Raw genomic sequence first — 11,984 nt, forward strand, 5'->3', positions numbered from 1 at the left:
TGGAGAGAAACCGCCCCATGAGTACTGAGCCTCCCGCTGCTTCGCAAACAGATCCCTCCCGGCCCGATCCGGAAGAGCTGATGAGCCGCGCTGAGATCGAGGAGCTGCAACTGGGCCGGTTGCAGGCCACCGTTCGGCACGCCTACGAAAACGTCGAGGCCTACCGTGAGCTCTATGACGCCCATCACGTGACCCCCGAGGATCTGCAGAGCTTAGAAGACCTCGCGAAGTTCCCCTTCACGGACAAGGGGTTTCTGCGCCGGGCCTACCCGTTCAAGGCCTTCGCAGTGCCGCGCAAGCAGGTCCGGCGCATCCACGCCTCCTCGGGGACCACCGGACGGCCCACAGTGGTGGGCTACACCGATCAGGATCTGGAGAACTGGGCGACGCTCGTGGCCCGGTGCCTGCGATTCTCCGGCATCCGCCCTGGGGATCTGGTGCACAACGCCTACGGCTACGGCCTGTTCACCGGCGGTCTGGGCGCCCACGCTGGGATCGAGAAGCTGCAGGCCACCGTCATCCCGATGTCCGGAGGGCAGACGAGCAAGCAGGTGCAGCTCATCGACGACTTCCGGCCGCGGGCGATCCTCTGCACCCCCACCTACTTGCTGGCGCTGGCCGATGGATTCCGTGAGGCCGGGCTGGATCCTCGTGAGACCTCACTGGAGGTGGCGGTCCTGGGTGCCGAGCCGTGGACCGATGAGATGCGCCGGGAGATCGAGAAGACCTTCGCGTTGAAGGCCTGTGACATCTACGGCCTCTCCGAGGTGATGGGGCCGGGCGTGGCCGGGGAGTCCTTCGAGCGGCAGGACGCCTCGACGATCTGGGAGGACCATTTCCGTCCCGAGATCATCGATCCGTTCACCGAGGAGGTGCTGCCCACTGGTCAGCACGGCGAGCTGGTCTTCACCACGCTGACCAAGCAGGCGCTGCCGATCATCCGCTACCGCACCCATGACCTCACCCAGCTGCTGCCGGGCACCGACCGCCCCGGGCACCGCCGGATGGGCCGGATCACCGGTCGCAGCGATGACATGATCATCCTGCGCGGGGTCAATCTCTTCCCGTCGCAGATCGAGGAGATCGCGCTGGGCCTCGAGCCGTTGTCTCCGCATTTCCAGCTGCGGCTGACCCGTCCGGACCGGATGGACGAGATGACGGTGCACATCGAGCGCCGCGCGGAGGTCTCCGCCGATGACGGTGAGTCCGCCGGGCGGAGTCTGGCCGAGCAGATCAAGGTCCGGATCGGGTCATCCTGCCGTGTCGTCGTCGAAGAACCCGGCTCATTGGCCCGTTCCTCTGGGAAGCTGAGGAGGATCTACGACGAGCGACCCCGATGACGGGCCCGGTGCGGCCCAGTGAGGGCGGAGATGACTGAACAGCAGGTTCCTGCAGCACGCCGCGGGCGGCCCGGCTACGATCGCGACGAGCTGATCCGCATCTGTGTCGAAGCCTTCAACCGGCACGGATACGAGGGCACCTCGATGGGTGCGTTGGCCCGCGAGCTGGGGATCTCGAAGTCGGCCATCTATCACCATGTCTCCTCCAAGGAGGAGATCCTGGACATCGCGCTGACCCATTCGCTGACGGAGCTGGAGCGTGTGGTCGAGGACGCTGGCGCGGCGGGGCTGCGGGCTGTCGATGAGTTCGAACGCATCCTGGGTGAGTCCGTCGACGTGCTGACTCGGTCGCTGCCCTACGTCACGCTGCTGCTGCGGCTGCGCGGCAATTCGGAGCTGGAGGTCCGCGCGCTGCAGCGCAGGCGCGAGATCACCCTGCGCCTGGCGGAGCTGGTGCGGCGAGCCCAGCATGACGGCGATCTGCGCGAGGACATCGATGCGCGGACGGTCTCGCGGCTGACGATGGGCATGGTGAACTCGATCGTCGACTGGTACCGCCCGGATCGGGTGGAATCAGTCGCTGGACTGCGGGATTCGATGGTGTCGCTGCTGCTGGACGGTCTGCGGCGCTGAGCTCGCAGGACTCGCCCGGTGTGTTGACTGTCACAGAGGCGCAGGCATATACTGAACGAACGGTCAGTAATTCTGCGACGGATCGAGGACGCACTATGTCAGCCGATGTCAGCTCTCTGCAGGAAGCACGTGAGGACGCCGCGGCCGGGGAAGCCCGCTTCGAGCAGCTCATCGCTGAGGACTCCCGCGTGGAGCCACGGGACTGGATGCCGGAGCAGTACCGCAAGACCCTCGTTCGGCAGGTCTCTCAGCACGCGCACTCCGAGATCATCGGCATGCAGCCCGAAGGCAACTGGATCACCCGCGCTCCGAGCCTGAAGCGTAAAGCCATCCTCATGGCCAAGGTCCAGGACGAGGCGGGCCATGGGCTCTACCTCTACTCCGCGGCGGAGACGCTGGGCACCCCGCGCGATGAGATGTATCAGCAGCTCTACACGGGTAAGGCGAAATACTCCTCGATCTTCAACTACCCGGCCCGCACCTGGGCCGACATCGGCGCCATCGGCTGGCTCGTCGACGGCGCCGCCATCTGCAATCAGGTCCCGCTGTGCCGCGCCTCCTACGGCCCCTATGGCCGGGCGATGGTCCGCATCTGCAAGGAGGAGTCCTTCCACCAACGTCAGGGCTGGGAGATCCTGCACACCCTCGCCCACGGCACTGAGGCCCAGAAGCAGATGGCCCAGGAGGCCGTGGACCGCTTCTACGGGCCCGCCCTGCAGATGTTCGGCCCGCCTGACGCTGATTCTCCGAACTCCCAGCAGTCCATGAGCTGGAACATCAAGCGCTTCTCCAACGACGAGCTGCGTCAGCGCTTCGTCGACATGATCGTTCCGCAGGCCGAAGCGCTCGGGCTCACCCTGCCGGACCCGGAGCTGAGGTGGAACGAGGAGCGCGGCCACTACGACTTCGGTGAGCTGGACTGGGACGAATTCTTCACCGTGCTCAAAGGCGGCGGACCGTGCAACCGCCAGCGCATGGACCACTACCGGCGCGCCCGCGACGAAGGCGCCTGGGTGCGAGAGGCTGCGGCTGCCTACGCCCAGCGTCAGACCGCCCCGCAGGCAGGGCTCCTCGGCGCCTGAGCCCTATCTGACTCCACGCATCGCACCCCATCTGACTCACCCATCTGACTCACACTGTCACCCAAGAGAGACAGTTCACCCAAGAGAGACAGTTCACCCATGACCTCTGCACATTCGTCCTCCAGCGCCTGGCCGCTGTGGGAAGTCTTCATCCGATCCTCCCGCGGGCTCTCCCACGTCCACGCCGGCTCGCTTCACGCCCCCGATGCCACGATGGCAGTACGCAACGCGCGTGACCTCTACACCCGTCGCAATGAGGGCACCTCGGTGTGGGTGGTCCCGGCGGAGGCAGTCACCGCCTCCGATCCGGACTCCAAGGGCGGGTTCTTCGAGTCCGCTCAGGGCAAGAGCTACCGCCACGCCACGTACTACACGACCTCGGAAGGGGTGAAGCATCTATGAGCTTCGCCTCCCACGATTCCGCCACCAAGCAGTCCCAGGGCGAGGCGATCACCCCTGAAGATATCGCCGAGAGCATCGCCGGCTCCGGCGCCCAAGCCACCGAGGATGTCGCCCGCTATGCGCTGATCCTCGGGGATGACTCCCTGATGCTGGCCCAGCGCCTCGGCGCCTGGATCTCCCGGGCTCCGGAGCTGGAAGAGGACATCGCGCTGGCCAATATCGCGCTGGATCTGCTGGGTCATGCCCGCTTCCTGCTCACCTACGCGGCCAGCGCCTGGGGGAAGACTGAAGACGACCTCGCCTACTTCCGTGATGAAGAGGAGTTCCGGTCCTGCCGTCTCGTCGAGCAGGAGAATGGGGACTTCGGCAAGACCATCGCACGGCAGCTGATCTTCAGCTTCTATGCCCATGAGCTCTACAGCCGCCTGGTGAACTCCTCCGACGCCACACTGGCCGCCATCGCGGATAAGGCACTGCGTGAAGTCGCCTACCACCAGGATCATGCCGCCCAGTGGGTGCTGAGGCTAGGCATGGGCACCGAGGAGTCGGCCCGGCGGATGCAGGCCGGGATCGATCAACTCTGGCCGTTGGTCGAGGAGCTCTTCGCCGACGTCGAGCCGGTGGGTCGACTCGAGGGCGTGGCAGTGGCCCCCTCGAGCCTCCGTGAGCCGACCCTGGACAGGATCACTGAGGTCATCACCGATGCCGGCCTCACCGTAGCGGAGGCGCCGCCGGCCTACGGCGGTGACCGCAGCGGACGCTACTCGGAGCAGCGCGGCTTCATCCTCGCCGAGATGCAGGTGCTAGCCCGTCAGCATCCCGGAGCGACCTGGTGACCACCCGATGAGCAACACACCCGCGATGACTGACCACGCATCGGAGACGGATCCGGCCGCACGTCTCTGGGAGATCGCTGCCACCGTCCCGGACCCGGAGATCCCTGTGCTCTCCATCGCTGACCTGGGAATCCTGCGTGAGACCGCTGTGGAGGAGGACGGGACCGCCGTCGTGGTGATCACACCGACCTACTCCGGGTGCCCGGCGATGGACACCATTACCGACGACGTCCGCGCCGCCCTGCGGCAGGCGGGCTGGCCGAGGGTCCGTGTGGATCTGGTGCTGCATCCGGCGTGGACCACGGACTGGATGACTGAGGAGGGGAAGGAGAAGCTGCGCGAGTACGGCATCGCCCCTCCCACCGGCCGTGCGGCCGCCGGCCCGGTCCGGTTGGGCTTGAGCGTGAAGTGCCCGCGCTGCGACTCCCCCGACACCCGGGAGATGGCGCATTTCGGCTCCACCGCATGCAAGGCCCTCTACCGCTGCAACAGCTGCCTGGAACCCTTCGACCACTTCAAGGTGCACTGATGACCACTGACGCCGCAGATGCGCAGACCTCCGCCCCGGCCCGCCGTCGGGCGACGTTCAACACCCTCACCGTCTCTGAGGTGCGGCGGCTGACCCAGGACTCCGTGGAGGTCACCTTCGCGATCCCGGAGGAGCTGCAGGACGACTTCGACTACGCGCCGGGCCAGTATGTGGCGCTTCGGGCGGAGATCGAGGGGCAGGAGGTCCGGCGGTCGTATTCGATCTGCACCACCCCGGTGCCCGGGGAGATCCGGGTGGCGATCAAACGTGATTTCGGTGGGCTGTTCTCCACCTGGGCCAATGATGAGCTCACCGCCGGGGACACTCTGGAGGTGATGAACCCGGCCGGGACCTTCGTCTCCAAGACCGCGCTGCGTACGCTGAACCGTCCCGAGGAGGTGGCCGCGGAGGCCGCCGCCGAGCCCGGGCATGTCCATATGGTGGCATTCGCCGCGGGGTCCGGGATCACTCCGATCATGGCGATCGCGAAGTCGGTGCTGGCCGCGGATGAGGACACTTCCTTCGACCTGGTCTACGGCAACCGTTCGGCCGGGGACGTGATGTTCGCCGAGGAGATCGGTGACCTGAAGGACCGGTACCCGTCACGGTTCGCCGTCCACCACGTGCTCTCCCGGGAGCAGCGCATCAACCCGATGCTGACCGGGCGTATCGATCATGAGAAGCTCGATGACCTGCTGGACAAGGTGCTGCGCGTCGAAGGCACCGACGAGTGGTTCCTCTGCGGTCCGTTCGAGCTGGTCCAGCTGGTCCGCGACGGGCTCTCCGCCCGGGGTGTGCCGGAGGAGAAGGTCCGCTTCGAGCTGTTCAGCACTGGTCGCCCGGACCGTCCCGCTGGTCAGCAGGGCCGTGAGGTCAAGGCGGATCCGAAGGGCGACAACTTCGAGATCGAGTTCACCCTCGATGGCCTCACCGGCCAGGTGGAGTCGCCGAAGTCGGCACAGGAGACAGTGCTCAACGCCGCCCTGCGGAGCCGTCCGGACGTCCCCTTCGCCTGTGCGGGCGGGGTGTGCGGCACCTGCCGGGCCAAGGTCGTCACCGGAGATTTCCAGATGGAGGAGAACTACGCGCTGGAACCCGACGAGGTCGAGGCCGGCTACGTGCTGACCTGCCAGACCCGGCCGACGTCGACGAAGCTGACCGTCGACTTCGACTCCTAACCCACACACGTTTGTCCGGATCAGGTGCGTTATCCGGACGCTATAAGGCACGGATTACGCACTGAGTTCGGATAAACGTGGTTGAGAGGAGAATGCGGTGGTGGAGTGGACGATGGACGGCGGCCTCGCCGAGGTCGTGCTGGATGCGCCGGAGAAGCTGAACGCGCTGGATGAGGCGGCATTGGCTGAGCTCGACGTCGCTTACCGTGAGGCCGAGGCCGCCGGCGCACGTGCTCTGATGCTGCGCGGCGAGGGTAAGGGATTCTGCGCCGGGCGAGACATCTCCGCCGTGGATCCCGCCACTGATGACGCCCTGGCCTACCTGCAGGAGAAGGTCACCCCCATGCTGCGCCGCATGGCCGCCTTCCCCGCACCGACGTTCGCCGCGGTCCAGGGGCCGTGCCTCGGCGTCGGCCTGGGACTGGCGATCGCCACCGACGTGGTCTACGTGGCCGAGGACGCGAAGATCGGCTCCCCTTTCGCGAATCTCGGCGCCACTCTCGACTCCGGCGGGCACGCGCTCTTCGTCGAACGCCTCGGTGCCCACCGGACCTTGGACCTGATCTACACCGCAGATCTCCTCAGCGGGGCAGACGCAGTCCGCAGCGGCCTATTCTCCCGTGCGATGCCCGCCGAGGAGCTGGTCGACTTCACCCGAGCCAAAGCCGCAGCTGCCGCCGCCGGAGCCACTCTGGCCTTCCGCGAATCGAAGGAGCTGGTGCGGCGACTGCGCGATGAGCGCATCGGACTCTGGGAATCCCTCGACGAGGAGAACCGCGCTCAGGGGCGGCTGTGCGCGTCATCGGACTACGCCGAAGGTTTCGCCGCCTTCCAGGCCAAGCGGACCCCGCAGTTCCGCGGACACTGACTGGGCTGCTGCTCGTCGCCGCTGCCGCCGGAGCCGCAGCCGATCCGGAGGCTGGGACTCGCCGGTGCCATTTCCTCAGGGCCGTGGGCAAAAGCGCTACCCTCATAAGCATGACGCGGCAACGGCCGTGAAGTCTGACGGGGATCCAGGACACAGAACAAGGGGGACCATCCCATGACGACGCCTCCGGCAGGGTGGTATCACGATCCGCAGGTTCCGGGGCAGCTGCGCTGGTGGGACGGCAGCACATGGACCGCGCACACCACTGCCGTCCCGGAGCAGGGTTCGTCTCCTGAGCGGCCGGCGGAGTCATCTTCGGGGTCGTCTTCGGGGTCATCTTCGGAGCAGTCTGCCGAGCAAGCCGCCGCGCAGTCCCCTGCGGCGGGTTACTATTCGACGGATTCCTCGGGCAGCTACGCCGGGGAGTCTTCGGGCATGTACTCCTCAGCGCCTTCCGGCGCCTACTCGCCCTCGCCTTCAGGAGAGGACTCCTCGCGTGAGGGCGGCCTGAGCGCGGGGCTCATCATCGGCATCATTGCGATCCTGGGCGTGCTCATCGTCGGAGCGCTGATCGCGTTCTTCCTCCTCCTGGGTTCGGACGATGATGAAGACGGTGACGACGGCGACAGCTCACCCACTGAGGAGGCCACAGAAGACGCGACGGAGGACTCCACCGACGAGTCGACGGATGAGCCGACCGAGGATGCCACCGAGGACACCACCGAGAGTCCTGACACTGATGAGAATGAGGAGACTCTGGAACCGGAGGGTTCAGTCTCCTTGAACCTGGATTACAGCGAGCGCGCCACTGTGACGCTACCGGTGGACGAAGCCGGGCTGTACCACATCCAGACGAGCAGTTCCTCGGGCAATGACCCGATGCTGGAGCTTCGCGACCCTGACGGCCGCGAGATCGATTCGGTCGACGACGGCGGCGTGGATTCCTCGAATACCCGCGATGCGGGCATCGTCGCCTTCTTGGAGCCGGGCGATCATGAGGTCATCGTCTCCGGCTACGCCGGCGGCCGCATCGACGTCGACGTCTTGTCAGATCCGATCGCCGCTGATGAGTCTGAGCTGGACTCCGGTGACTTCGATGTCTCCTTCAGTGACGACGAGCACTGGGTCGGGACTGTGGATCTCTCCGAAGGCGAGACGCTGTCCGTAGACGTCCGGGGAGCTGACAGTGGCGAGGACGGCTATCTGAGCGTGTATCTGCCGGATGGTTCTTCGGAGCAGAACGACGACCGCGGCTCCGCCGGCCCGGACACAGATAACAGCTTTGACCCGTATCTGGAGGCCGAGGCTTCCGAATCCGGTACGGCGATCATTGTGGTGACCGGATACAGGGATCGGGCTTTCGAGGGGACAGTGACCGTCGACGTGGAGGGCTGACGTTCACGAGGTCCTGAGCCGGACGCTCACACTGGGGGTTCCCAGAGGTGGAGCAGATACCCGTAGCTCAGCTCCGTGGTGGGTCCGTTCTCCCACCACCAGGCATCGACGACGTCGGAGGGGAACTCGATTCTCAGCACCGCCTCACAGTCTGCGGCGTCCTCGAAGCTCCAGGCGCTCATCAGCGGGGTGGTGCTCGCGCCGCGCTCAGCCCACCACCGGGTGGGGTACGGCGTCTGTCCCTGGTTCTCGGCCCAGTCACTGGCCCGCAGCAGCTCGGCGAACTCACCGTTCTCAGTGTCATTGTCGATGACGACGAGCCGACCGCCGGGCCGCAGCACACGGGCGACCTCTGTCAGCCCGGGGCTCGGGTCGAAGTTCTCATGCGGGAAGAAGTAGGCGAAACGGGCGTGGACGACGTCGATGCTGTCATCGTCGAGGGGCAGGCGCTCAGCCGAGCCGTAGAGCACCCGGGCGCCACCCGAACGCGCTCGCGCGGAATCGAGCAGCCGAGCGTCGGGCTCGACGCCGATGACTTCGGCTGCGTCACGGTAATGCGGCAGCCAATAACCTGTGCCGCAGCCCAGGTCCAAGAGGGTGCGTCCGTGCCATGGAGCCGCTTCCTCCAGGGCACGCCAGAGAGTTCCGTGCGGGTCGATCGCCCGGTTCTCCACCTCGTAGAGGCTACGATGATCCGCCTGGTTCGGTGCCGGGACGAAGTCGTCGAAACTGTGGCCTAGGGTCATGTCCGCCACCGGGCGAAGCCTCCTTCAGAGTTGATGACCTGCCCGGTGATCCATCGGGCCTCGTCGCTGAGCAGCCAGCCGATCAGCCGTGCGGCGTCGTCAGGCTGGCCGAAACGCCCGAAGGGGAACTTGGCACGCACTGCCTGCCACATCCCCTCGTCCAGGTAGCCAGTGTCCACGGGCCCGGGGTTGACCGTGTTCACGCGGATCCCGCGGTCGGCGAGCTGATCAGCAAGAGTCAGAGTGACACCAGCGATCGCTGCCTTCGCCGCGGCGTAGGCCACCTCTCCGGGCATCGGCCCCTGCCCCTGGCCAGAGGTCATGAACACCACTGAGGCGCCGTCGACGCAGTGCTCTGCGAATGCTTGGGCGAGGAGGATCGAGGCGCGGGCGTCGACCCGCCAGTGCTTATCGAGGTCCTCCTCGGTGAGGGCACCCAGTGGCCCGTCGGAGCCGGAGAGCGCCTGGTTGCACACCAGCCCATCGAGCCGACCACATTCTTCCCAGGCTGCGGAGATCACCCGAGCAGGTTCGCCGGTCTCCGCCAGGTCCGCATGGAGACCCATGATCCGAGCATGCGGGGCTGCTGCCTCACGGATTTCGTCCAGTACAGTTTCCACCTGATCCGCGCCCCAGGGCTGTTCGGCATCGTGCGGCGCGTAGTGATGGCAGAACACATCGGCCCCGGCGGCCGCCAGGCGCCGGGCCACGGCATAGCCGATGCCCTGACGTCGGCTGACACCTGTGACGACGACGGCGGGCCGGGCTCCACCCCGGGCAGGTCGGTCATGTTCCATGTCTCGACCCTAGCCGCAGCCGTGATCCCGCACCGGAAAGTCAGCCCTGCGGCGGCCAGGCCTTGGCCACACGGGTGAGCACGTCGTAGGTCGCGACGACCTCGTCACGCTGGTTGTGCAGCACAGTGTCCCATCGGACTTCGCCGTAGTCGTCGGTCTCCCGCGCAGTAATCTGCTTGGCGGTCAGCGTGACTCGGATGGAGTCGTCATAGGTCACCGGCACCTGGAAGGAGAGGTTGTCCAGCCCGGTGTTGGCCAGCACCGGTCCGGGTGCGGGCTCTACGAAGAGCCCGGCAGCCCAGGAGACCAGCAGGTAGCCGTGGGCGACCCGCCTCGGGAAGAACGGGTTGGCCATGGCGGCTTCCTCGTCCGTGTGCGCGTAGAAGGTGTCCCCGGTGGACTCGGCGAAGGCAAGGATGTCCTCCAGAGTGACCAGACGGAGGTCGGAGGCGAACTGGTCACCGATGCGCAGCTCGGCCAGCGACTTCCGAAACGGGTGGACGGCGGTGCCCTCAGCCACAGTGACCGGGGTGGCGGTGTTCGCCTGCGCCCCGCGGTGCCAGATGCCGGTCACCCCGGTGAGCAGGTCCGGGGAGCCCTGCACGGCGGTGCGCTGCATGTAGTGCTTGACCGCGCGCACTCCGCCGAGCTCCTCTCCGCCGCCGGCGCGGCCCGGGCCGCCGTGGACCAGGTGCGGCAGCGGGGAGCCGTGCCCGGTGGAGGTCTTGGCGTCGTCGCGGTCCAAGAACAGCACACGTCCGTGGTGGGAGCCGATGCCGCGGGCGAAGTCGACAGCGATCTGCGGATCATGGGTGCAGACCGTGGCCACCAAGGAGCCACCGCCCAGGGCCGCGAGCTCCACGGCGTCGTCGACGTCGGCATATCCCAGCACCGAGGTCACCGGGCCGAAAGCCTCCACCGAATGGACCTCGGGGGTGCGGGCGTCGGCGAAGGAGAGCACAGTGGCCGGGTAGAAGGCCCCGGCCTTCGCATCGGCGGACCCCGTGCCGCTTGCCTCTCCACCAACGCGCACGGTGCCGCCGGAGTCGACGAGGATGCGCACTGCCTTGGCCACCTCGGCCTGTTGGTCCTTGGAAGCTAACGCGCCCATAGTCGTGCCCTCGTCCCGGGGATCACCGAGCACTGCGCGGGACTCCAGCCGCTCCCCCAGCGCGGCGACGACGGCGTCGACGTGCTCGCTGGGCACGATAGTCCGGCGCACCGCAGTGCACTTCTGGCCGGCTTTGGCGGTCATCTCCAGGGTGACAGAGCGGATGAAGGCGTCGAACTCTTCGGTGCCGGGAGCGGCGTCGGGGCCCAAGATCGCGGCGTTGAGCGAATCGGTCTCCGCGGTGAAGCGAACGCCCTCGTTCTGCACCTGCGGGTGGGAACGCAGCAGTTGGGCGGTGGTTGCCGAACCGGTGAAGGCGAGGTGATCCCGGTGGTCCAGGTGGTCGAGCAGGTCACGGGCGGAACCGGCGATCAGCTGCAGCGAGCCTTCAGGCAGCAGACCGGAGTCGAGCATGAGCCGCACACAGGCCTGGGCGACGTAGGCGGTCTGGGTCGCCGGTTTGACGAGGCTCGGCACGCCGGCGATGAAGCTCGGGGCGAACTTCTCGAGCATCCCCCAGACGGGGAAGTTGAACGCGTTGATCTGCACGGCGACGCCGGTGAGCCGGGTGTAGATGTGCTCGCCGAGGAAGGAACCGTCGCGGGAGAGCTGTTCGACCTCACCGTCGACGATGACGTTGGCGTTGGGCAGCTCCTTGCGGCCTTTGGAGGAGAACACGCGGAGGGTGCCGATGCCGCCGTCGACGTCGATCAGGTGGTCCTTGCGGGTGGCCCCGGTCTTATCGGAGAGCTCGTAGAGCTCCTCCTTATGGGCGTCGAGGTGCTGGGCGATCTCCTTCAGGCGCAGTGCGCGCTGATGGATGGTCATCTCTCCCAGGCTCTGCTGGCCGTAGGTGCGGGCGTGCTCGACGGCACCGGCGACGTCGATCCCGTCGGTGGAGATCCGGGTGACCAGTTCACCGGTGGAGGCGTCGAGGACCTCGGTGACTCGCTCGGGGTTCTCCGGCCGCCACCAGGCATCGCGGATGAGGCTGGGGAGGATCTCGGTGGGCACTAGGGTCTCGGACGCGGGCATGGTGTCCTCTCGGCACGGGATTACCGACCGAT

At 66.8% G+C, this 11,984-nt stretch carries 12 protein-coding genes; 9 read left to right on the plus strand and 3 right to left on the minus strand.

The window, feature by feature from the left end; genetic code table 11:
• Nucleotides 1–17: 17 nt before the first annotated feature.
• The 9 genes from RIL96_RS01480 (at nucleotide 18) to RIL96_RS01520 (ending at nucleotide 8,263) form a co-directional block, all read left to right on the plus strand.
• The gene (locus RIL96_RS01480) at nucleotides 18–1,340 is read left to right on the plus strand and encodes a phenylacetate--CoA ligase family protein (RefSeq protein WP_310547221.1); all 1,323 of its coding nucleotides are present in this window, start codon (nucleotides 18–20) and stop codon (nucleotides 1,338–1,340) included.
• Between the two features lie 30 nt (nucleotides 1,341–1,370).
• Nucleotides 1,371–1,973 carry a TetR/AcrR family transcriptional regulator gene (locus tag RIL96_RS01485; protein WP_310547222.1) on the plus strand — a complete coding sequence of 201 codons (603 nt, stop codon included), beginning with the start codon at nucleotides 1,371–1,373 and terminating at the stop codon, nucleotides 1,971–1,973.
• Nucleotides 1,974–2,068: 95 nt separating this feature from the next.
• Nucleotides 2,069–3,055, plus strand: coding sequence for a 1,2-phenylacetyl-CoA epoxidase subunit PaaA (paaA, locus tag RIL96_RS01490; RefSeq protein WP_310547223.1), 987 nt, complete (start codon nucleotides 2,069–2,071; stop codon nucleotides 3,053–3,055).
• Nucleotides 3,056–3,154: 99 nt separating this feature from the next.
• On the plus strand, nucleotides 3,155–3,457 hold the full coding sequence (paaB, locus tag RIL96_RS01495) for a 1,2-phenylacetyl-CoA epoxidase subunit PaaB (RefSeq protein ID WP_310547224.1): 303 nt from the start codon (nucleotides 3,155–3,157) through the stop codon (nucleotides 3,455–3,457).
• Nucleotides 3,454–4,293, plus strand: coding sequence for a 1,2-phenylacetyl-CoA epoxidase subunit PaaC (gene paaC / locus RIL96_RS01500; RefSeq protein ID WP_310547225.1), 840 nt, complete (start codon nucleotides 3,454–3,456; stop codon nucleotides 4,291–4,293). Before paaB ends, paaC begins: the two co-directional genes overlap by 4 nt.
• A gap of 25 nt (nucleotides 4,294–4,318) precedes the next feature.
• The gene (gene paaD / locus RIL96_RS01505; RefSeq protein ID WP_310547226.1) at nucleotides 4,319–4,822 is read left to right on the plus strand and encodes a 1,2-phenylacetyl-CoA epoxidase subunit PaaD; all 504 of its coding nucleotides are present in this window, start codon (nucleotides 4,319–4,321) and stop codon (nucleotides 4,820–4,822) included.
• A complete protein-coding gene (gene paaE / locus RIL96_RS01510; RefSeq protein ID WP_310547227.1) occupies nucleotides 4,822–6,000 on the plus strand; it encodes a 1,2-phenylacetyl-CoA epoxidase subunit PaaE in 1,179 nt (392 codons plus the stop codon). The genes paaD and paaE overlap by 1 nt, the downstream gene beginning before the upstream one ends.
• 112 nt (nucleotides 6,001–6,112) lie before the next feature.
• A complete protein-coding gene (locus RIL96_RS01515; RefSeq protein WP_374761830.1) occupies nucleotides 6,113–6,868 on the plus strand; it encodes an enoyl-CoA hydratase/isomerase family protein in 756 nt (251 codons plus the stop codon).
• A gap of 174 nt (nucleotides 6,869–7,042) precedes the next feature.
• Nucleotides 7,043–8,263 (plus strand): DUF2510 domain-containing protein, encoded by a 1,221-nt coding sequence (locus tag RIL96_RS01520; protein WP_310547229.1) that lies wholly within the window; start codon nucleotides 7,043–7,045, stop codon nucleotides 8,261–8,263.
• Between the two features lie 26 nt (nucleotides 8,264–8,289).
• Here the strand turns inward: RIL96_RS01520 and RIL96_RS01525 are convergent, their stop codons facing one another.
• From RIL96_RS01525 to paaZ, 3 genes are read right to left on the minus strand one after another with little or no spacing between them, the layout of a single operon-like run.
• Nucleotides 8,290–9,009, minus strand: a complete 720-nt coding sequence (locus RIL96_RS01525) for a class I SAM-dependent methyltransferase (protein WP_310547434.1) — start codon at nucleotides 9,007–9,009, stop codon at nucleotides 8,290–8,292.
• The gene (locus RIL96_RS01530; protein ID WP_310547230.1) at nucleotides 9,006–9,806 is read right to left on the minus strand and encodes an SDR family oxidoreductase; all 801 of its coding nucleotides are present in this window, start codon (nucleotides 9,804–9,806) and stop codon (nucleotides 9,006–9,008) included. Before RIL96_RS01530 ends, RIL96_RS01525 begins: the two co-directional genes overlap by 4 nt.
• 40 nt (nucleotides 9,807–9,846) lie before the next feature.
• A complete protein-coding gene (gene paaZ, locus RIL96_RS01535) occupies nucleotides 9,847–11,952 on the minus strand; it encodes a phenylacetic acid degradation bifunctional protein PaaZ (RefSeq protein WP_310547231.1) in 2,106 nt (701 codons plus the stop codon).
• Nucleotides 11,953–11,984 lie beyond the last annotated feature (32 nt).

Source organism: Nesterenkonia aerolata (assembly GCF_031470965.1).
GTDB lineage: Bacteria > Actinomycetota > Actinomycetes > Actinomycetales > Micrococcaceae > Nesterenkonia > Nesterenkonia aerolata.